At 31.0% G+C, this 20,848-nt stretch carries 33 protein-coding genes and 4 tRNA genes; 34 read left to right on the top strand and 3 right to left on the bottom strand.

All coding sequences use genetic code 11. From position 1 onward, the window contains the following. Positions 1-198: 198 nt before the first annotated feature. Together murB and M9397_RS01745 are read left to right on the top strand one after the other, a co-directional pair. Complete coding sequence (gene murB, locus M9397_RS01750) at positions 199-1,233, top strand: UDP-N-acetylmuramate dehydrogenase (protein WP_250226685.1); 1,035 nt, start codon at positions 199-201, stop codon at positions 1,231-1,233. A gap of 147 nt (positions 1,234-1,380) precedes the next feature. Further along, the gene (locus M9397_RS01745) at positions 1,381-2,226 is read left to right on the top strand and encodes a biotin--[acetyl-CoA-carboxylase] ligase (RefSeq protein ID WP_250226684.1); all 846 of its coding nucleotides are present in this window, start codon (positions 1,381-1,383) and stop codon (positions 2,224-2,226) included. Positions 2,227-2,402: 176 nt separating this feature from the next. Here M9397_RS01745 and coaA read toward each other — a convergent pair whose 3' ends face one another. Next, complete coding sequence (gene coaA, locus M9397_RS01740) at positions 2,403-3,347, bottom strand: type I pantothenate kinase (protein WP_250259549.1); 945 nt, start codon at positions 3,345-3,347, stop codon at positions 2,403-2,405. A 277-nt stretch (positions 3,348-3,624) separates the two neighbouring features. Between coaA and M9397_RS01735 the strand changes: the two genes are divergently transcribed. The 32 genes from M9397_RS01735 to rplQ all read left to right on the top strand — a co-directional run bounded on the left by M9397_RS01735 (position 3,625) and on the right by rplQ (position 18,853). Further along, a tRNA-Thr gene (locus tag M9397_RS01735) sits at positions 3,625-3,697 on the top strand. Between the two features lie 15 nt (positions 3,698-3,712). Continuing rightward, positions 3,713-3,794: transfer RNA gene (locus M9397_RS01730), tRNA-Tyr, on the top strand. Positions 3,795-3,880: 86 nt separating this feature from the next. Further along, positions 3,881-3,952, top strand: a tRNA-Gly gene (locus M9397_RS01725). 24 nt (positions 3,953-3,976) lie between these two features. Beyond that, a tRNA-Thr gene (locus tag M9397_RS01720) sits at positions 3,977-4,052 on the top strand. A 137-nt stretch (positions 4,053-4,189) separates the two neighbouring features. After that, entirely contained in the window at positions 4,190-4,660 is a 471-nt protein-coding gene (gene bfr / locus M9397_RS01715) for a bacterioferritin (RefSeq protein WP_250226682.1), read from the top strand. Positions 4,661-4,969: 309 nt separating this feature from the next. After that, positions 4,970-5,281 (top strand): 30S ribosomal protein S10, encoded by a 312-nt coding sequence (gene rpsJ / locus M9397_RS01710; RefSeq protein WP_250226681.1) that lies wholly within the window; start codon positions 4,970-4,972, stop codon positions 5,279-5,281. 115 nt (positions 5,282-5,396) lie between these two features. After that, complete coding sequence (gene rplC, locus M9397_RS01705) at positions 5,397-6,047, top strand: 50S ribosomal protein L3 (RefSeq protein WP_250226680.1); 651 nt, start codon at positions 5,397-5,399, stop codon at positions 6,045-6,047. Beyond that, positions 6,048-6,683 (top strand): 50S ribosomal protein L4, encoded by a 636-nt coding sequence (gene rplD, locus M9397_RS01700; protein ID WP_420022198.1) that lies wholly within the window; start codon positions 6,048-6,050, stop codon positions 6,681-6,683. Next, positions 6,680-6,982, top strand: coding sequence for a 50S ribosomal protein L23 (gene rplW, locus M9397_RS01695; protein WP_250226679.1), 303 nt, complete (start codon positions 6,680-6,682; stop codon positions 6,980-6,982). The genes rplD and rplW overlap by 4 nt, the downstream gene beginning before the upstream one ends. A gap of 23 nt (positions 6,983-7,005) precedes the next feature. Further along, entirely contained in the window at positions 7,006-7,833 is an 828-nt protein-coding gene (gene rplB, locus M9397_RS01690; RefSeq protein WP_250259547.1) for a 50S ribosomal protein L2, read from the top strand. A 25-nt stretch (positions 7,834-7,858) separates the two neighbouring features. Then, positions 7,859-8,140: a 30S ribosomal protein S19 gene (gene rpsS / locus M9397_RS01685; protein ID WP_250226677.1), complete on the top strand. Its 282-nt coding sequence runs from the start codon at positions 7,859-7,861 to the stop codon at positions 8,138-8,140. Positions 8,141-8,191: 51 nt separating this feature from the next. Beyond that, positions 8,192-8,521, top strand: a complete 330-nt coding sequence (gene rplV, locus M9397_RS01680; RefSeq protein WP_250226676.1) for a 50S ribosomal protein L22 — start codon at positions 8,192-8,194, stop codon at positions 8,519-8,521. Between the two features lie 36 nt (positions 8,522-8,557). Continuing rightward, positions 8,558-9,265: a 30S ribosomal protein S3 gene (gene rpsC / locus M9397_RS01675; RefSeq protein ID WP_250226675.1), complete on the top strand. Its 708-nt coding sequence runs from the start codon at positions 8,558-8,560 to the stop codon at positions 9,263-9,265. Between the two features lie 11 nt (positions 9,266-9,276). Further along, positions 9,277-9,681, top strand: coding sequence for a 50S ribosomal protein L16 (rplP, locus tag M9397_RS01670; RefSeq protein WP_250226674.1), 405 nt, complete (start codon positions 9,277-9,279; stop codon positions 9,679-9,681). After that, the gene (gene rpmC / locus M9397_RS01665; protein ID WP_250226673.1) at positions 9,681-9,887 is read left to right on the top strand and encodes a 50S ribosomal protein L29; all 207 of its coding nucleotides are present in this window, start codon (positions 9,681-9,683) and stop codon (positions 9,885-9,887) included. Before rplP ends, rpmC begins: the two co-directional genes overlap by 1 nt. A 15-nt stretch (positions 9,888-9,902) precedes the next feature. Then, positions 9,903-10,184 (top strand): 30S ribosomal protein S17, encoded by a 282-nt coding sequence (gene rpsQ / locus M9397_RS01660; RefSeq protein WP_250226672.1) that lies wholly within the window; start codon positions 9,903-9,905, stop codon positions 10,182-10,184. A 100-nt stretch (positions 10,185-10,284) separates the two neighbouring features. Further along, positions 10,285-10,656: a 50S ribosomal protein L14 gene (gene rplN / locus M9397_RS01655; RefSeq protein ID WP_250226671.1), complete on the top strand. Its 372-nt coding sequence runs from the start codon at positions 10,285-10,287 to the stop codon at positions 10,654-10,656. Between the two features lie 16 nt (positions 10,657-10,672). Next, positions 10,673-10,993, top strand: a complete 321-nt coding sequence (gene rplX / locus M9397_RS01650; RefSeq protein ID WP_250259545.1) for a 50S ribosomal protein L24 — start codon at positions 10,673-10,675, stop codon at positions 10,991-10,993. A gap of 12 nt (positions 10,994-11,005) precedes the next feature. After that, positions 11,006-11,545 carry a 50S ribosomal protein L5 gene (gene rplE, locus M9397_RS01645; RefSeq protein WP_250226669.1) on the top strand — a complete coding sequence of 180 codons (540 nt, stop codon included), beginning with the start codon at positions 11,006-11,008 and terminating at the stop codon, positions 11,543-11,545. Positions 11,546-11,579: 34 nt separating this feature from the next. Next, on the top strand, positions 11,580-11,885 hold the full coding sequence (gene rpsN, locus M9397_RS01640) for a 30S ribosomal protein S14 (protein ID WP_250226668.1): 306 nt from the start codon (positions 11,580-11,582) through the stop codon (positions 11,883-11,885). A 31-nt stretch (positions 11,886-11,916) separates the two neighbouring features. Further along, positions 11,917-12,312, top strand: a complete 396-nt coding sequence (rpsH, locus tag M9397_RS01635) for a 30S ribosomal protein S8 (RefSeq protein WP_250226667.1) — start codon at positions 11,917-11,919, stop codon at positions 12,310-12,312. Next, a complete protein-coding gene (gene rplF, locus M9397_RS01630; RefSeq protein ID WP_250259543.1) occupies positions 12,302-12,868 on the top strand; it encodes a 50S ribosomal protein L6 in 567 nt (188 codons plus the stop codon). Before rpsH ends, rplF begins: the two co-directional genes overlap by 11 nt. A gap of 32 nt (positions 12,869-12,900) precedes the next feature. Further along, positions 12,901-13,254: a 50S ribosomal protein L18 gene (gene rplR, locus M9397_RS01625; RefSeq protein WP_250226665.1), complete on the top strand. Its 354-nt coding sequence runs from the start codon at positions 12,901-12,903 to the stop codon at positions 13,252-13,254. 14 nt (positions 13,255-13,268) lie between these two features. After that, a complete protein-coding gene (gene rpsE / locus M9397_RS01620) occupies positions 13,269-13,793 on the top strand; it encodes a 30S ribosomal protein S5 (RefSeq protein WP_250226664.1) in 525 nt (174 codons plus the stop codon). Positions 13,794-13,978: 185 nt separating this feature from the next. Further along, entirely contained in the window at positions 13,979-14,413 is a 435-nt protein-coding gene (gene rplO, locus M9397_RS01615; RefSeq protein WP_250226663.1) for a 50S ribosomal protein L15, read from the top strand. Positions 14,414-14,427: 14 nt separating this feature from the next. Then, positions 14,428-15,762, top strand: a complete 1,335-nt coding sequence (gene secY, locus M9397_RS01610) for a preprotein translocase subunit SecY (RefSeq protein WP_250227198.1) — start codon at positions 14,428-14,430, stop codon at positions 15,760-15,762. Positions 15,763-15,797: 35 nt separating this feature from the next. Beyond that, positions 15,798-15,914: a 50S ribosomal protein L36 gene (rpmJ, locus tag M9397_RS01605; protein ID WP_250226662.1), complete on the top strand. Its 117-nt coding sequence runs from the start codon at positions 15,798-15,800 to the stop codon at positions 15,912-15,914. A 45-nt stretch (positions 15,915-15,959) separates the two neighbouring features. Then, positions 15,960-16,316: a 30S ribosomal protein S13 gene (rpsM, locus tag M9397_RS01600; protein WP_250226661.1), complete on the top strand. Its 357-nt coding sequence runs from the start codon at positions 15,960-15,962 to the stop codon at positions 16,314-16,316. A 40-nt stretch (positions 16,317-16,356) separates the two neighbouring features. Then, positions 16,357-16,749: a 30S ribosomal protein S11 gene (gene rpsK / locus M9397_RS01595; protein WP_420022206.1), complete on the top strand. Its 393-nt coding sequence runs from the start codon at positions 16,357-16,359 to the stop codon at positions 16,747-16,749. A 37-nt stretch (positions 16,750-16,786) separates the two neighbouring features. Further along, positions 16,787-17,410, top strand: coding sequence for a 30S ribosomal protein S4 (rpsD, locus tag M9397_RS01590; protein WP_250226660.1), 624 nt, complete (start codon positions 16,787-16,789; stop codon positions 17,408-17,410). Positions 17,411-17,446: 36 nt separating this feature from the next. Further along, on the top strand, positions 17,447-18,439 hold the full coding sequence (locus M9397_RS01585) for a DNA-directed RNA polymerase subunit alpha (RefSeq protein WP_250226659.1): 993 nt from the start codon (positions 17,447-17,449) through the stop codon (positions 18,437-18,439). A 36-nt stretch (positions 18,440-18,475) separates the two neighbouring features. Beyond that, positions 18,476-18,853: a 50S ribosomal protein L17 gene (gene rplQ, locus M9397_RS01580; protein WP_250226658.1), complete on the top strand. Its 378-nt coding sequence runs from the start codon at positions 18,476-18,478 to the stop codon at positions 18,851-18,853. Between the two features lie 65 nt (positions 18,854-18,918). Here the strand turns inward: rplQ and fmt are convergent, their stop codons facing one another. Both fmt and def read right to left on the bottom strand, forming a co-directional pair. After that, the gene (fmt, locus tag M9397_RS01575; protein ID WP_250226657.1) at positions 18,919-19,887 is read right to left on the bottom strand and encodes a methionyl-tRNA formyltransferase; all 969 of its coding nucleotides are present in this window, start codon (positions 19,885-19,887) and stop codon (positions 18,919-18,921) included. Between the two features lie 6 nt (positions 19,888-19,893). Then, on the bottom strand, positions 19,894-20,421 hold the full coding sequence (def, locus tag M9397_RS01570; RefSeq protein ID WP_250226656.1) for a peptide deformylase: 528 nt from the start codon (positions 20,419-20,421) through the stop codon (positions 19,894-19,896). Between the last annotated feature and the right edge of the window lie 427 nt (positions 20,422-20,848).

Genomic DNA, 20,848 nt, shown 5'->3' with positions numbered 1-20,848 from the left:
TTTAAAAAATTATGAGCTAAACTAATTGTTTTACAATCATAAAACATAAATACAATCTTATACAACAACTGAAAAATACAAAATAATATAAGTATATTTTTAGTGTAGTTGCAGTTACGTTCGATATGAAAAAAAATTTAATAATCATTATCAAATAATAACAGATAATAATATCTGTTTTTAAACAAAAATAAATGCATGAAGCATCATTTTCAATTAAAGTCACTAAATACCTTTTCCATTAATGCATTCGCTAAACGTATTGTAACAGCATATCATGAACATACATTATTAAAATTTTGGAGAGAAGCTCAAAACCAAGGCAAACCTGTTCTTATTTTAGGAGGTGGTAGTAATATTTTATTCTTAGAAAATTATATTGGCACAATATTATTAAATAGGATAAAAGGCATTTTTGTTACAGAAAATAAAATAGCATGGCAATTACATGTTGGAGCTGGAGAAAAATGGGATAAATTAGTAGTGCATACTATCAATAAAAATATGCCAGGTCTAGAAAATTTAGCATGTATCCCAGGATATGTAGGGGCTGCACCAATTCAAAATATCGGAGCTTATGGCGTTGAGTTATCTCAAATATGTGAATATGTAGATGTTATAGACTTATATAGTGGAAGAAAAATTCGTTTCACTTGTGCTGAATGTAATTTCAAATATAGAGACAGTATTTTTAGAGATCGTTTAAAACAATATGCTATTGTGTCTGTAGGATTGAGATTACGTAAAAAGTGGAAACCTATATTAAACTATCATGAATTAACTTACTTAAATAAATTACATGTTACACCTCGTCAAGTTTTTAATCTTATCTGCATGATTAGACATAGGAAACTACCAGATCCTGTTTTAGTAGGAAATGCTGGTAGTTTTTTTAAAAATCCAATAGTAGATATTAAAACAGCACGTTATCTATTTCAAATTTATCCAAATATACCGTATTATTCTCAAAACAATGGTAAAATAAAATTATCGGCAGGATGGTTAATAGAGCAGTGTCAATTAAAAGGTTATGTGTTTGGAGAAGCAGCAACATATTCTAAACAGGCATTAATATTAATTAATAATAATCAAATAGCTACCGGAACTGAAATTGCAGCACTAGCTCTTCACATATATCATAAGGTTGCAGATAAATTTAATATTTGTTTACAACCGGAAGTTAGATTAATTGGTAATTATGGAGAAATAAACCCAAAAAAATTATTCATGTAGTAAATAATCAATATATGTATGTTATTTTAACAATTTGTAATTAGATCTATTTATAATACTTTCATTTTACAATAGAATTGTAAATATATTTGAATAGTAAAATTTAATGAAATTCAATGTAAATATTGATTGATTTTTTTTGGAGATGTGAAAATCTTGTTAAGATACGATGAAGATCACAATTTGTCTACATTTCGTCTTTTCCTAAATGAATCTGAGATTTTAACACAATTACCTGAGGGAAGGGTAATTGTGTTAAATAAAGTTCACTCAACTAATCAATATATAATAGACAACATTCCATATTTTAAATCAGGGGATGCTTGTGTCACGGAACACCAAACACAAGGGAGAGGAAGACGTGGTAAAATTTGGGTAGCTCCTGTTGGAGAAAGTATTTGCTTATCTATGTATTGGAAATGGAATAAAATTCTGCCGACGATGATTGAATTTAGTTTAATGATAAGTATTGTAGTAGCAAAAATATTAAAGAATTTAGGTGTATCTCAAATTAAAATTAAATGGCCTAATGATTTATATGTTCATGAAAAAAAATTAGCGGGAATTTTAATTGAAATTATAACAAGAACTGATTATATCAGCCATATAATAATAGGTATCGGTATTAATTTATCTATACGTACGGATACGACATTAAATACTAAAATTGGTAAAAATTGGATTAATCTGATAGATACTGGCATCGTACTTGATCGCAATATTTTAGTGGCAACGCTTATTAATGTATTACGCAAAAAATTAAAAGATTTTATAATTTTTGGGTTCGCTCCATTTATTGCATATTGGAAGATTTTTGATTATTTATATAATAAACCAATCACATTATTAGTGGGAGATCGCACAATATGTGGTACAGCGCTTGGAATAAACATGCATGGAGCATTAATAGTTGATCGAATAAGTTCAGTGTGTTGTTACTCGGGAAATAATATTTCTGTTTATGCATCATCTTTAAAGTATAATTTTTTTTAAAATTTTTAATTTAAAATATTTTGAGCCTATATGACATCAATCAATAAAATAACTATTTGGTCAACTAAAAATCTATGGTTATTGTCATCAAATATAATTGGACCAAAACATTTCAATGACAAAACATATATTAATAATAATTGCGGAAAGTAAAACTGTTGTTTTATGATTATTTATTACTTTCTCAATTGGATCTTGTTTATTATATGATTCAAGCCCTTTCTTAAAATTAAATTTGCCCGTTCCCGAGTAGGTAAAATATTTTCTCGCAAATTAACTCTATTTATTTTAGTCCATAATTCTGAAGCAATAGAAATCATATTTCTTTCAGATAATTGAGCATAACGATAAAAATAAGAATCGGGATAATAAAAAGTAGTGTAACACAATTTTAAAAATCTATCGATATACCATTCTTGCAGCAAATATTCTGGAGCATCAACGTAAATAGAAAAATCAACAAAATCAGATACAAAAACACAAGGTAAATTGTAATGATAATTGTGATCAGTTTGTAAAACATTTAATCCTTCCAAGATAAGAATATCTGGTTTGCAAATTACCTGTTGAACATTAGGAATAATGTCATATATTACATGAGAATATACAGGAATTGTTATTGATTTAACTCCAGATTTAATTTTAGAAATAAAATTTACTAGACTAGTTATATCATAAGACTGCGGAAAACCTTTTTTTTTCATTAAACGTCGTTTCTTTAATACTTTGTTAGAATACAAAAATCCATCAGTTGTTACTAATTCCACAACACGGTGTTCAGGGTATTTACTCAGTAACGCTTGTAAAACTTTAGCTGTAGTGCTTTTCCCTGCAGCAACACCACCAACAATACCAATAACATACGGCGTATGTTGTCGATTTTGAGTGTTTAAAAATTGTTCTAAAACATTTTGTCGTTTTACATACGAATGAATATATAGATTAAGCAATCTCGATAATGGTAAATAAATGTCTGTTACTTCATTCATAGAAAGATTAGCATTTATTCTCCTTAAATTTAAGATTTCTCTATAAGATAATGTTAGCGGTATTGTCTCTTGAAGAGATGACCATTCCTTACGATTGAAAGTTAAAAATGGAACAGACGAAACATGTAGCATATTGTTTCTATTATCATTAATAAATGATCATCTTATAGAATTAAACTTCATGTAAATACTTGATCAAAACAAAAGATTTAATTATAATTATGTATTATAATAAATTCTGAAAGAACAATTAATAATTTTATTTTTTATTAAAAATGAGTTTATATATTTACAAATATTTTGAATAATTTTTTATTTTAAACACAACAGTTTTGATGAGATTTGTTTCGTAACATATCTTTATATAAATAAAGATAGGTTATTCGTATTAAATGATGTAAAAATGATCGCCGGTATAGCTCAATAGGAAGAGCAACTGATTTGTAATCAGTAGATCAAAGGTTCGAATCCTTTTACCGGCATCTCTATGGTATTTTGATGGGGTTCCCGAGTGGCTAAAGGGAGCAGACTGTAAATCTGTCGTCATAGACTTCGAAGGTTCAAATCCTTCCCCCATCATTATTAATGATGATATAAACAAACAATATAGTTTTATGTTATATTGATTTACAATATAAAAAACATAGATTTTCTAATTATATATAGTGGGCATCGTATAATGGTTATTACCTCAACCTTCCAAGCTGATGATGTGGGTTCAATTCCCACTGTCCACTTTATGTGATATAGCTCAGAACTATGCTGATATAGCTCAGAAGGTAGAGCACACCCTTGGTAAGGGTGAGGTCAGCAGTTCGAATCTGCTTATCAGCACCAGCAAATCTTATAACTTTTTCAATAAAAAAGACAAATATGATTAAATACTGGTTACTGGTTATAATTTTTAGAATATTTAATTTATAATTAAAAATTCATAAAATACAATATACATAGATACATATTTAGGAGATGTTATGAAAGGAGATGATCACATTATTGTCCATCTTAATAATTTATTAAGCGACGAGTTGATTGCTGTAAACCAATATTTTTTACATTCTAAAATTTTTGAACACTGGGGATTAAAGCGTCTTAACAAGATAGAATATCAAGAATATGCGGATGAATTAGGTCATGCAGATCTTTATGCAAAACGTATTTTATTTTTAGAAGGTACGCCTACCTTAAGGAAATTTGATCCATTAAACATTAAAAAAAATGTTGAAGATATTCTGCGCTCTGACCTTAATTTGGAATTTCACAGTATTGAAAATTTACGCAAAGGCATCAAATACGCTGATTCAGTACAAGATTATGTATCTAAAGATATAATGACACAGATTCTTAAAGAAGAAGAAAAGCACATTGATTTTCTAGAAACAGAATTAAATCTCATGATAAAAATTGGTATGCATAATTACATACAATCACAGTTAAAAAAATAATTCTATATTTATCAAAATAATATAAATTATTTGTAATATTTTCAATATTAAAATTACCAAACAATATTTTGAATTTTATTATAGATTAATCTTGTTTTTTATTTGTTTACTGATACACTAAGTTGATGTAATTTTCTGCATAGAAAATAAAAAAGTTGATTAGCGTGTTCGTAGGGACCCGCACATATTAGATGTAATGCCTAAATGTTTTATGTCGTTAGACTTTAAGCTTTCAAATGAAATATTCAAAAGGTCTATATAAATTTATTTATGAATAGTTAAATTTTTTTTGGGAATCTATATTTAAATATGCAAAATCAAAGGATCCGTATTCGTTTAAAAGCATTTGATCACCGGTTGATAGATAAATCAACCATAGAAATTGTAGAGACTGCTAAACGTACTGGCGCTCAAGTACGCGGACCCATTCCTTTGCCTACTAGAAAAGAACGATTCACTGTCTTAATTTCCCCACATGTCAATAAAGATGCGCGGGATCAATATGAAATACGAACTCATAAACGGTTGATAGATATCGTTGAGCCTACTGATAAAACGGTAGATGCTTTAATGCGCTTAGATTTAGCGGCAGGAGTAGATGTGCAAATCAGTCTCGGTTAGTATCATATAGAATGATAATGGCACCTATCATAGGTATTCATTTGTGTACTATGTGTGAAATAATAGAATTAATAATTTTTATACTAAAAGAATAGAGAGGTTGTATTCCAATATTATGCAAGGTTTAATTGGTCAAAAATTGGGTATGACTCGTGTATTTAATCAAGATGGAGTATCTATCCCTGTAACTATGATTAAAATAACACCACATCGTGTAACACAAATAAAAAAAATCGAAAAAGATGGGTATTGTGCAATTCAAGTAACTACTGGCGTTAAAAACTTTAAACATATCAATAAACCAGAAGCAGGGCATATGATAAAGTCAGGAACTGATGCTGGCCGGGGTTTGTGGGAGTTTCGTTGCGAAAAAGAAATACAAGATATCTCAGTGGGTGATATTATAAGTATACAGATTTTTACAGATGTTAAAAAGGTTGACATTACAGGAATTTCTAAGGGAAAGGGGTTTTCGGGCACAATAAAACGTTGGAATTTTCATATGCAAGATGCAAGTCATGGTAATTCATTATCACATAGAGCTCCTGGATCTATCGGTCAAAATCAAACTCCTGGTAAAGTATTTAAAGGCAAAAAAATGGCAGGACAATTAGGAAATTATAAAATTACAGTACAAAATTTAGATGTTATTAATGTTGATGTAAAACTTAATTTATTATTGGTTAAAGGTGCTGTTCCAGGAATAATCGGTGGTAATTTATCTATAAAAAAATCTGTTAAAATAAATACGAAAGAGAAAATTTAAATGGAATTAGACATCAGAGATTTTACAACAGAAGTAAGTATGCCAGATTCAAATAAATTTTCTGTATCTGATGAAATATTTAAATACCCTTTTAATCCAGATTTAATACATCAAGTGATTTCTACTTATTTAACTAATTCTCGTCAAGGTACTCGGTCTCAAAAGAGTCGATCGGAAGTTTCGGGTTCTAATAAAAAACCTTGGCGACAAAAAGGTACCGGCCGCGCGCGTTCTGGATCGGTAAAAAGTCCCATTTGGCGCTCTGGCGGAGTAACTTTCGCGGCTAAACCTAAACTATATACTCAAAAAATAAATAAAAAAATGTATAGAGGGGCAATAAAAAGCATTTTATCTAAATTAGTTTGTGATAATCGTTTATTTTTAGTAAAAAATTTATTCATAAGAGAACCAAAAACTAAATTATTCTTAGAAAAATTAAGAAAAATAACATCAAAAAAAAGTAGTATATTGATATTTACCGATTTTTTGGATAAAAATCTAGTTTTAGCATCGCGCAACGCTTACAAAATAGAGGTGCGCACCATAGCACATATAGATCCAGTAAGTTTAATAAATTTTAATATTACTTTAATTGCTGATAACGTTATCAAAAAAATTGAGAAAAAATTAATATGATTTATCAAGAGCGTTTATTAAAAATACTGAGATCTACACATATCTCAGAAAAAACATCTATTACATTAGAACGACAGAATACTGTTTCTTTTAAAGTAGTAAAATATGCAACTAAATCAGATATTAAAAATGCTATTAGTATGTTGTTTTCCGTGAAAGTAGATACCATAAACACTATAATAGTACCAGGGAAATCTAAAAGAACAGCTAATAAAATTGGTTGTCGTAGTGACTGGAAAAAAGCATATGTTATTTTAGAAAAAGGCCAAAAAATAGATTTTATTAATACGGTAGAATAAATAAATACGGAAGATCAAAAGAGATGCCTATTATTAAATGCAATCCAACCTCTCCAGGTAGACGTCATGTACATAAATTAGTAAACTATGATCTATATAAAGGGAATCCTTTTTCTTCGCTATTATCCAATAAATCTAATAACAAATCAGGTGGACGTAACAATTACGGTCGTATCACTGTGCGACATATAGGAGGAGGACATAAAAGACGTTATAGAGTAATTGATTTCAAACGTAACAAGGATGGGGTTTCCGCTGTGATAAAACGTTTAGAATATGATCCAAATCGTTCAGCAAATATAGCATTGCTTTCATATAGAGATGGGGAATATCGTTATATTTTAGCGCCAAAAGATGTAAAAATAGGAGATTTTGTAAGTTCTGGGACAAATGTTCCAATCAAACCAGGCAATGCTTTACCTATGAGTAATATTCCGATCGGATCTACTATCCATAATGTAGAAATGAAACCAGGAAAAGGTGGTCAATTAGCCCGATCCGCAGGATCTTACATACAAATTGTAGCACGTGATGGAAAATATATGATACTTCGTTTGCGATCTGGTGAGATACGCAAAATTCGCTGTGAGTGTCGAGCGACCGTAGGAGAAGTTGGTAATTCTGAACATATGTTACGCATGTTAGGTAAAGCTGGGTCCAATAGATGGCGCGGAACTCGCCCTACTGTCCGTGGAACAGCTATGAATCCAATCGATCACCCTCATGGAGGAGGAGAAGGAAAAAATTTTGGTAAACATCCTGTGTCTCCTTGGGGAATGCAAACCAAAGGAAAAAAAACCCGTAGTAATAAACGTACCAATAAGTTTATATTGTCTCATCGTAATAAATAAAATTTTGAAAATTGGGAAACTGTGTATGTCACGTTCTATTAAGAAAGGACCATTTATTGACTTGCATCTTCTAAAAAAAGTAGAAAAAGCAATAGAAACAGGTGATAAAAAACCTATTAAGACTTGGTCACGGCGATCAACAATATTCCCAAGAATGATTGGGTTAACCGTATCAGTACATAATGGACGGCAGCATATACCCATATTCATTTCAGATGAAATGGTTGGACATAAATTAGGTGAATTCGCTCCAACTCGTACGTATCGTGGTCATTCAGTTGATAAGAAAATAAAAAAACATTATTAAAGATATGTTTATGATCTTAAAAATAAGATGTGCTATAGAGGATATTTTGGTATGGAAACAATTGCTAGATGTCGTTATATTCGTTCTTCTGCTCAAAAACTTCGTTTAGTAGCGAATACAGTAAGAGGGAAAAAAGTATCTCAGGCACTTGATATCTTGAAGTATACCAACAAAAAATCTGCCGAGTTAGTAAAAAAGACCTTAGAATCTGCTATTGCTAATGCGGAACATAACGACAATCTAGATATTAATAATTTAAAAATTATTAAAATTTTTGTCGACAACGGTCCTACTATTAAAAGAATTATGCCGCGTGCTAAAGGACGATCAGATAAGATCATGAAACGAACAAGTCATCTTACTATAGTAGTATCTAATTAAAAAAAGATTATATTTAAACGAACGGAGCATTTAAAAATGGGTCAAAAGGTACATCCGAATGGTGTGCGTTTGGGTATTACCAAGACGTGGCATTCTACCTGGTACGCAAATAACAAAGATTTTTCTGATAATTTAGGCAATGATTTTAAAGTACGTCAGTTTTTGATGCAAAAACTTTCGAAAGCTTTGGTATCCCGTATAATTATTGAGCGCCCTGCCAAAAGTATAAGAGTAACCGTTTATACAGCTAGGCCTGGTCTTATAATTGGAAAAAAAGGGGAAGATATTGAAAAATTACGTAAAAATATAGCAAAAATTTCTGGTGTTCCAACGCAACTTAATATCGCTGAAGTTCGAAAACCAGAATTAGATGCCAAGCTGTTAGCTGATAACATCGCATCCCAATTAGAACGTAGAGTAGTATTTAGGAGAGCAATGAAACGTGTTGTACAAAGTGCTATGCGTTTAGGAGCTAAAGGTATTAAAGTAGAAGTCAGTGGAAGACTAAGCGGGGCTGAGATTGCTCGTACTGAATGGTATAGAGAAGGCCGGGTTCCATTGCATACTTTACGTGCTGATATTGATTATAGTCTTTCAGAAGCACGTACTACGTACGGTGTAATCGGAATTAAAGTATGGGTGTTTAAGGGGGAAATTTTAGGAGACATATTACTGAATACCCTGCATTCAGGGGATCAAACGATGAATAATTCTGTCAAGAAAAAACACAAAACTCGCGTATAAAGGATAGCACGATGCTTCTGCAACCAAGTCGCACAAAATTTCGTAAAATGCATAAAGGGCGTAACCGGGGAACAAAAGTAAACGACAATATTAGCTTTGGTCAATTTGCTTTAAAAGCTATTAGTCGCGGACGGTTAAAATCTTGTCAAATTGAAGCAGCACGACGTGCTATAAGTCACGCTGTAAAACGTCAAGGAAAAATATGGATTCGTGTATTTCCAGACAAACCTATTACCAAAAAACCCCTCGAAGTACGCATGGGAAAAGGAAAAGGTAATGTAGAATATTGGGTGGCTTTAGTACAACCAGGCAAAATATTATATGAAATAAATGGAGTGCCAAAAGAACTAGCATACAACGCTTTTAAATTAGGTGCATCAAAATTACCAGTTAAAACTATTTTAATAGGAAAATAATGAATAACATCATAAAATCATTAAATCAAAAAAAAAATAACACTGTTATATCACTTCAGTCAGAGTTAATAAAAGCATTACGTGAATATTTTAATTTACGTATACAATCAAAAGCAGGTCAATTAAAACAGTTACATTTATTAAAAAAAGTACGTCGCCATATAGCGTCTATCAAAAATTATTTAGCTAATAATAAAAAAGTATGAAAAGGAGACTATTCTATGAGCAATAGGATTCGTATCCTACTAGGGCGTGTATATAATAAAAAAATGAACAAATCTGTTGTTGTCTCCATAGAAAGATTAATTAAGCATTCAACATATGAAAAATTTATTAAACGTACTACCAAACTGCATGTACATGACCCTAACAACGAGAGTAATATGGGAGATCTTGTTGAAATACAAGAATGCCGTCCGATTTCTAAAACAAAATCTTGGGTACTAACTTCTGTTATCAAAAAATCTAATTTATTAAAAAATAATAATCATACGAATGAATGATAAACTTTTAGTTATAACTAATAAATCAAAGAATATATACATATTATATATAATGTATCTTTTAATAATTTAAATTTTATTACTACTATGGAGTAATTGTGTGATTCAAGAACGCACTGTTTTAAATGTTGCCGACAACTCTGGAGCACGATACGCAATGTGTATTAAAGTGTTAGGAGGATCTGGTCGTCGTTATGCCAATATAGGAGATGTAATTAAAGTTACTATTAAAGAAGCAATACCACGTGCTAAAGTGAAAAAAGGTGATGTATTAAAAGCTGTTGTAGTACGTACGAAAAAAGGTGTACGCCGCCTAGATGGATCTATTATTAGGTTCGATAATAATGCCTGTGTATTATTAAATGACACCAATATCCAACCTATAGGCACACGTGTTTTTGGTCCAGTAACTCGTGAATTACGTAATGAAAAATTTATGAAGATTATTTCTCTAGCCCCCGAAGTACTTTGATGGGAGTATTATATATATGGCAGCAGCTAAAATTAAACGTAACGATGAAGTTATTATATTAAATGGAAAAGATAAGGGAAAAAGGGGAAAAGTAAAGTATGTTTTTTATAATAAAGGGAAAGTTATAGTAACAGGAATAAATTTAGTGAAAAAACATCAAAAACCTATTCCCAATAAAAATCAACCAGGAGGCATTATTAAAAAAGAAGCATCCATTGATTTATCTAACATTGCTATATTTAATAGCACTTTAAATAAAGCAGATCGTGTAGGCTTTACAATACAAAATGGCAAAAAAATACGTATCTTTAAGTCTAATGGAGATATAGTTAAATGATTGGAATAGTATATGACTAAATTATATGATGATTATAAAAATAATATAACAAAAAATTTAATGCAAAAATTTAATTATCGATCTATTATGCAAGTACCTAAAATTAAAAAAATTACTATTAATATGGGAGTAGGCAAATCTGTTACTAATAAAAAGATTTTGGAACAATCAGTAGAAGATTTAATGGTAATTTCAGGACAAAAACCAGTCATCACCACAGCACGCAAATCTATCGCTAGTTTTAAAATTCGTCAAGGTCAACCAATCGGATGCAAGGTAACTTTACGAGGTTCACGTATGTGGGAATTTCTGGAAAGATTTATTTGCATTGCTATGCCTCGTATTCGTGATTTTCGTGGGTTATCTATTAAATCTTTTGATGGACATGGTAATTATAGTATTGGAATTCATGAGCAAATTATCTTTCCAGAAATTGATTATGATACTGTGGATAATATACGAGGAATGGATATCACTATTACTACTAACTCCGTTTCTGATAATGAAGCGCATGCTTTACTAACTGCATTTCGATTTCCATTTAGAAAATAATCGTGTTACTTCAAATAAAAGGAGAGCATTTATCATGACCAAGGAATCTGTAAAGGCACGCGAAATAAAGCGCTTAAAATTAGTTAATAAATATTATACACAACGTATTTCTCTAAAAAAAATCATTATTAATAACAGCATTCCTAACGAGGCACGTTGGAATGCTGTTCTAAAATTACAAACTTTACCACGCGATTCTAGCCCATCTAGACAACGTAATCGTTGCCGACATACTGGACGTCCTCATGCTTTTTTAAGAAAATTTGGATTATGCCGTATGAAAGTACGTGAAGCTGCCATGCGCGGCGAAATACCTGGTTTAAGAAAAGCTAGTTGGTAACTATAACAATATTTTACTGCTTGGAGCTAAAATGAGTATGCAAGATTCAATCGCAAATATGTTAACTACTATACGTAACGGGCAAATTTCTAAAAAAGAAAAAGTTTGCACTCCATCTTCTACAATAAAGGTGGCAATTGCCCATGTGTTGGTAGAAGAAGGATTTATAAAAAAATACAATGTTCAAGATAGCAGCAAACCAACTCTAGAAGTATTTTTAAAATATTATCAAAAAAGAAAACCTGTTATAGATATTATAAAACGTATTAGTCGACCTGGATTACGTATCTATAAAAAAAGAAAGGAATTGCCTCAAGTAATGTCTGGTATGGGTATTGTTATCATTTCTACTTCTAAAGGTGTAATCACAGATAATAAAGCTCGTCAACTTAATGTTGGTGGGGAGATTATATGTTATGTGTCTTAATACCAAAATATTGTCGCACTATATATATAAAATAATAATTTCTATTCCTAAAACAATAACTATACACACGATAATAGAAAACCATAGTGTTGCTATTACCGGTTCACTTGGTACGCTAATTCATACATTACACAAATCGATCAATGTACAATTATGTGATACATCAAAACTGATAATCTATACAAACAGTTTTGATGTCAAAAATAAAGCCTTGATGGGCACAACCCGTGCATTAATTAATGGTATGATTACTGGCGTTACAACAGGGTTTACTAAAACACTACAATTAATAGGAATAGGTTATCGTGCATCTATTCTAGATAATACCATCAACCTAATCATAGGCCTATCTCATTCCATTAATTATATATTACCTATGGAAATCACAGCAACATGTCCAAGTCAAACTGAAATTATTTTGACAGGGATAAATAAACAACTTATCGGACAAGTTGCTGCAGATCTAAGAGCACTGCGTCCTCCTGAACCTTTTAAAGGTAAGGGTATCCGTTATATCGACGAAATAATATATAACAAAGACACTAAGAAAAAATAATTTATTATCAATCATATAGAGAAGAATATAACATGAGTAAAAAAGATGCTCGTATCAAAAGAGCTATAAAAACACGAAAAACGTTATATAAATTAGATGCTATAAGATTAGTAGTACATCGAACTTGTCGACATATTTATGCGCAAATAATCTCAAAAGACAATTCTAACGTTTTAGTTACAGCTTCTACTGCGGAAAAATTAATTTCCAATCAATTAATAACAACTAGTAATAAAAAAGCTGCAGCTATAGTAGGGACAATCATTGCGGAACGGTCAATAAAAAAAGGTATTACAAATGTATCTTTTGATCGCTCTGGATTTAAATATCATGGTAGAGTAAAAACGTTGGCTGATTGCGCTAGGAAAACTGGGTTAAGATTTTAATCAAGGTAAACAATATGAAATATACTGATAAACAGCCTGGTGAATTACAAGAAAAATTAATTACAGTAAATCGAGTATCCAAGACAGTGAAAGGTGGCCGTGTATTTAGTTTTACAGCGCTAACTGTAGTAGGAGATACAAACGGTCGAGTAGGATTTGGGTACGGTAAAGCTCGTGAAGTTCCATCAGCAATTCAGAAATCAATGGAAAAAGCCCGTCGTAATATGGTAATTATTTCTTTATATAAAGGTACTCTACAACATTCAGTTAGAGGAGTATACACAGGTGCTCGAATTTATATGCAACCTGCTTCTGAAGGAACTGGAATTATTGCTGGCACTACAATGCGTGCTATTCTAGAAGTAGTGGGAATACATAATGTATTAGCAAAAGCTTATGGATCTACAAATCCCATCAATATAGTGCGTGCGACTATAAATGCGTTACAAAACATGAAATCTCCTGAAATGATTGCAGAAAAAAGAGATAAATCTATGAAAGAAATTTTAAGTTATTATAATTATGTTAAAAATTATTAAACTTATTCAGCTTAAAAGCTCTATCATCAAAGTTTATATCTTATAACATCAATCAACTTTATATGACAGATGAGAGGGGGGGGATGGTGTTGTACCAAAAACATTTTTGAAATCATTGATACACCTTTTATCCGTGGTATGATTTAATTGAAATTGATTACACATTCAAAGTGGAGTATTGAATTATGCATCTTAATACTATTTCTCCGTCCAAAGGATCTAAACATTTAAGTAAACGAGTAGGTCGAGGCATAGGATCTGGATTAGGTAAAACAGGAGGTCGTGGACATAAAGGACAAAAATCTCGTTCTGGAGGTAAGGTACGTCTTGGATTTGAGGGAGGACAGACTCCGTTATATCGTAGATTACCAAAATTTGGATTTGTATCTCGCAAGGCTATGGTTACCCAAGAAATTAGACTATCTGATTTATCTCGTATTTCAGACAAAATAATAGATTTAAATGTTTTAAAAACATATAATATTATCAGAAATAAAATTAAGTTTGTTAAAATTATAATGTCGGGAGAAATCAAACAGCCTGTTACAATACGTAAATTACGTATCAGCAAAGGCGCACGAACTGTAATTCAATCTATAGGCGGTCAAATAGAGGAGTAATTGAAATTAAAATGATGACAGTTACTAATAAACGACGATCTAGATCTACTTTTCACAGTATCAAAGGCGGGTTAAGTGACTTAAAACGTAGAATTATGTTTGTGATCGGAGCTTTAATCATTTTTCGTGTAGGATCTTTTATTCCGATTCCAGGAGTCGATTTAATTGTTTTAGAAAAAATTATTGAACAGCAACATGGTACCATTATTGAAATGTTTAATATGTTTTCTGGAGGTTCATTAAGTCGCGCTTCTATCTTTAGCTTAGGAATCATGCCATATATTTCAGCTTCGATTATTGTTCAGTTATTGACTGCAGTACACCCTGCTTTAATAGAAATTAAAAAAGAAGGAGAAAGCGGCAGGAGAATAATTAACCAGTATATCCGCTACGGAACTTTAATACTTGGAATATTACAATCAGTAGGCATTGTCACTAGTTTACCAAATGTATCGGGATTAGTGATTAATCCAGGATTTTCTTTTTATTGTGTAGCAATAATCAGTCTGGTTTGTGGTACTGTTTTTCTAATGTGGTTAGGTGACCAGATTACTAGTAAAGGAATTGGAAATGGTATTTCAATTATTATTTTTTCAGGGATAATTGCTGGGTTGCCATTGGCTATAGGACATACCATAGAACAAGTGAGACAAGATGAGTTACATTTTTTCATCTTAATTTTAATTATTTGCTTAGTATTGAGTGTTACTTTTTTTGTTGTGTTTATGGAGCGAGGACAGCGTCGTATTTTAGTACATTATGCTCAACGTCAACAAGGTCGTCGTATTTATGCTGCTCAAAGTACACATTTACCACTTAAAGTAAATATGGCTGGTGTTATTCCCGCCATCTTTGCTTCTAGTATCATTTTGTTTCCAGGCACTGTGATTTCTTGGTTTGGCAGTAACACTAGTTGGAAATGGTTAACTATAATTTCTTTATATCTACAACCAGGTCAACCATTATATATTTTACTTTATGCCGCAGCTATTATGTTTTTTTGTTTTTTTTATACCTCTTTGGTCTTTAATCCACGCGAAACAGCTGAAAATTTAAAAAAATCGGGAGCATTTGTTCCTGGCATTAGACCGGGAGAACAAACTGCAAAGTATATTGATAAAATTATGTTTCGTTTGACTTTCATTGGCGCAATATATATTACATTTATTTGTTTAGTACCAGAGTTTATGAGAATTGCTATGAAGGTCCCTTTCTATTTTGGAGGCACATCTTTACTTATTGTAGTTGTAGTAATTATGGATTTCATAGCTCAAATACAAACTTTACTGATGTCTAGCCAATATGAATCTGTACTAAAAAAAGCAAACCTGAAACATTTTAATCGTTGATTAAAAATCATATACATACAATTATAGGACAAATTATGAAAGTACGTACGTCAGTGAAAAAATTGTGTCGTCACTGTGAAATTGTAAAAAGACATAACGTTATTCGTGTAGTTTGTAGAGTGGATCCAAAACATAAACAACGACAGGGATAATTGTCATTCAACACAGAATATTTATTTTTTAGGAGTATAAAAATAATGGTACGTATAGCAGGCGTCAATGTTCCTGATAAAAAACATGCCGTTATTGCTTTAATGTCTATTTACGGTATTGGCAAATCTCGTGCTCGATCAATTTGTTTGAACACAGGTATAAACGAAAATGTACAACTTTGTAAATTATCTGAAATTCATATAGATAAATTACGTGATGCCGTTGGTAAATATATCGTAGAAGGAGATTTACGTCGAGAGGTGACTCTAAGTATCAAACGATTAATTGATCTGGGCACTTATCGAGGATTACGTCATCGTCGTAATTTACCAGTACGGGGGCAAAGAACTAGAACAAATGCTAGAACCCGTAAAGGTCCACGCAAATCAATAAACAAATAATTCAAATAAACATTAATAAATAAAAAAATAAAAATATAACATGATTAAATCATCCAATCTTAGAGCGCGAAAGCGGATCAAAAAACAAATTTTAGATGGCATAGCGCATATACATGCATCTTTTAACAATACTATCATTACTATTAGTGATAAACAAGGTAATACTTTAGGTTGGGCTACAGCTGGAGGCTCTGGATTTCGAGGATCTCGAAAATCTACACCATTTGCTGCTCAAATAGCAGCAGAGCGTTGTGCTGAAATAGTTCAAGAATATGGAGTAAAAAATTTAGAAGTTATGGTTAAAGGGCCAGGACCAGGACGTGAATCTGCAATAAGAGCATTAAATGCAGCAGGATTTCATATTACGAGCATCACTGATATCACCCCAATTCCTCATAATGGTTGCCGTCCTTCTAAAAAACGCCGTGTCTAAATAAAATTTATTAGTTTATTTGTAAGGAATAAAACATATGGCTAAATATTTGGGACCTAAACTTAAATTAAGTCGTCGTGAGGGGACAGATCTTTTTTTAAAATCTGGAATCCGTGCTATTGATTCCAAATGTAAACTTGAACAACCTCCAGGACAACATAATATACGTAAATCTCGATTTTCAGATTATGGAATACAACTACGAGAAAAACAAAAAGTTAAACGCATATATGGTATCTTAGAACGTCAGTTCTCTAACTATTATAAAAGAGCTGCACGTATTAAAGGTAATACTGGTGAAAATTTATTAAAATTATTAGAAAGCAGATTAGATAATACTGTATACCGTATGGGATTTGGAGCAACACGCGCTGAAGCTCGCCAACTAGTAAATCACAAATCTATTATGGTTGAAAACCATATTGTTAACATAGCTTCATATCAAGTTGTTCCGAATACTGTTATTAAAATACATAAAAAATCACATAAACAATCCAGAATTCACGCCGCTTTAGAACTGACTGAGCAGCACAGAGAAAAATTACCATGGATTGAAGTGGATCCCGTGAAACTACAAGGTCTATTTAAACGTTATCCAGAACGTAGTGAATTATCTGCAAATATCGATGAACATTTAATTATTGAATTATATTCAAAATAATCAAAATTATTTGAAATAATAAAAAAGAGAGGCAATATGCAGAGCTCTGTAATAGAATTTTTAAAACCACGCTTAGTAGATATCGAACAAATCACTGCAACACGCTCTAAAGTAACTTTAGAGCCGTTAGAACGAGGATTCGGTCATACTTTAGGAAACGCTTTGCGTCGTATTTTGCTTTCTTCAATGCCTGGATATGCTATAACAGAGGTTGAAATTGATGGAGTATTACATGAGTATAGTACAAAAGAAGGTATACAAGAAGACGTTCTAGAGATTTTACTTAACTTAAAGAAATTAGCCATTAGAATTGAAGGAAAAGATAGTATTACTTTAACTTTAAAAAAATCTGGTATTGGACCTGTGATTGCAAATGATATTTTACATGATAATAATAGTGTAAAAATTGTTACCCCAAATCATATTATATGTCATATAACTGACAAAGATACATCTATTAATATGCGTATTAAAGTGCAGCGTGGGAGAGGTTATGTTCCCGCTTCTTCTAGATTCAATCCTGAATCAGATCTGTTTCCAATTGGTCGGTTGTTATTAGATGCATGTTACAGTCCAGTAGAGAGAATTTCTTATAATGTAGAAGCTGCTCGTGTTGAGCAACGTACAGATTTAGATAAACTGATTATTGATATGGAAACAGATGGAACTATAGAACCAGAAGAAGCAATTAGACGTGCAGCAACAATTTTATCTGAACAACTTGAAGCATTTATTGATTTAAGAGATATACATCAACCAGAACACAAAGAAGAAAAACCAGAATTTGATCCCATTTTATTACGTCTTGTTGATGACTTAGAACTTACTGTACGTTCTGCTAATTGTCTAAAAGCAGAATCTATTCACTATATTGGAGATTTAGTGCAACGAACAGAAGTAGAATTATTAAAAACTCCTAATTTAGGAAAAAAATCACTGACAGAAATAAAAGATGTATTAGCATCTCGTGGATTATCTTTAGGAACACATTTAGAAAATTGGCCTCCTACAAGTATTTTAGACAATTAATCATGAATAATTTAGTATCCAAAAAGGTGATTTATTATGCGTCATCGAAAAATAGGTTTTAAACTAAATAGAACCAGTTCTCATCGTAAAGCTATGTTTAAAAATATGGTTGCTTCATTGGTAATGCATCAAATTATAAAAACTACTTTATCTAAAGCTAAGGCATTACGTCGTATTATTGAACCGCTGATTACATGCAGCAAAGTAGATACGATTGCAAATCGTCGTCTAGTTTTTTCTAAAACTAGGAATAATGATGTTGTTACAAAATTATTCACACAAATAAGCCCGAATTTTTATAATCGTCCTGGAGGGTATACCCGCATACTAAAATGTGGATTACGTAAGGGAGATAACGCTCCAATGGCATATATAGAATTAGTGGAACGATCCAAAATAAAACAAAAAATATAAAATAAATAATTCAAAAAGATACATATTTAAATCTAATCAATAAATGTAAACATACTAATACCATTCTATTCTAACACAGAATTAGGTTTGAACCATTCTTGGTATGCATTGAGAATATCACGTACAGGTGTTATTTTTTTTCCTGCAATTTGCAACATAGTAAGTATTAATATTCCAGAACCAGTACCAACATGAATTCCAGTTAAATCAGTTGCTAATATAGTACCCGGTAATACAGATGATAACGAAAATCGGTTATTGACGTTTTGATTACTTACTTCAGCATCCCATACTCTAATTCTGATGCGATCATTTTTTATTTGAAAATAACTAATTGGCCATGGATTAAAAGCTCGGACACATCGTTCCAATTGGATCGCTGATAAATTCCAATTGATGCGTGCTTCTTGTTTATTCAATTTATGCGCATATGTTGCATAAGTCGGATCTTGAGGTATCAAAGTAAATGTACCTAATACAAATTGATCCAGTACTTGAAACAACATAGTAGATCCGATGTTGACCAATCTATTAGAAAGAGTATAACTAGTATCTTTTGGAAAAATTTTGCAAGGCATAATATGCAAAATATCTCCAGTATCAATTCCTAAATCCATTTGAATAATAGTTATTCCTGTAATGGAGTCACCATATTCTAATGCACGTTGAATTGGCGCTGGACCTCGCCAACGAGGTAATAGTGACCCATGTATATTAATACAACCCAATCGTGGTATATTTAATATTTCTTGCGGTAAAATCAAACCGTAAGATGCAACTATTATTAAATCCACGTCGATTTTTTTGATAATATACACAATATCAGCAATAGATAAGATACGAGATTGAAACAATGATATGCTGTATTTTTTTGTTATTTCGTATAAAAATAAAAAGGATTTAGATGATCGTATCTCTTGTGTAAACACTGCTATTATCTTATGTACAGATAAATGAGCTAACATATGTAAATGCCACATCGCAAAATTTGTAGTTCCAAAAAAAACAATACGCAACGGTTTCAAGTGTGCCATAATACATTATATGTCAAAAGACAGCTGATTTTTTTTGAATGTTTTAGATAATTTTTTTATTTTTTTATGAATTCTTTTAATTTGTAATGGAGATAAATAATCAATAAAAAGTTTTCCAAATAAATGATCTACTTCATGTTGAATACAAATTGCTAATAACTTATCAGCTTCCATTTCAAATTTATTACCGCATTGATCTAATGATTGAATAGTTATCTTTGCTGAACGTGGAATAATCTCGTATATTTGAGGAATAGATAAACAACTTTCAGTAATACTAATAATACCTTCTTTTTTTGTAATAACAGGATTAATAAAAACTAAACGTTGATTGTCTTTTTTATAAAGATCAACAACAATAATTTGTTGATGGATATTAACTTGTGTTGCAGCTAATCCAATACCTTTTTTAAAATACATAGTATCAAACATATCACTTATAATTTGATTGGTATCATTAGATACTGTAACAACAGGATCAGCGATTGTTCTAAGACGTTCATCAGGATAATACAATATCTCTAATATCGACATAAAATAAAAATATTATTAAATGAAATTCGTACATTATCTAATGACTTATGAATATAATCAAGATATGGGTGTGGATATTTTATATTTATAATGATAATATACTGCAATAAAAACTTAATGAATAGGTCAATGGCATTTGAAATCATTACTTAATATCTAATCAATAAACGTACCATTTTTCTAAATAATTAAACAATATTTAAAATACAGTTAAATACATATAAAGACCATATATATTATACCACAAAATATTTGATAAAATATATAATTATATTTTTTATAAAAAATAATTAACATATAAAATAAAAAACTGTCTAATTAATCGCTGAAAATTTATTATTTTTCTAAAATATCTTTTAGATAAAAGAATATTGTTCTATTATTATTAAATAATAAATTTGGGATTATGATCTATAATAAAGATATT

The organism is Blochmannia endosymbiont of Camponotus sp. C-003 (genome assembly GCF_023585685.1).
GTDB lineage: Bacteria > Pseudomonadota > Gammaproteobacteria > Enterobacterales > Enterobacteriaceae > Blochmanniella.
This window is presented reverse-complemented; position numbering and strand designations above follow the sequence as displayed.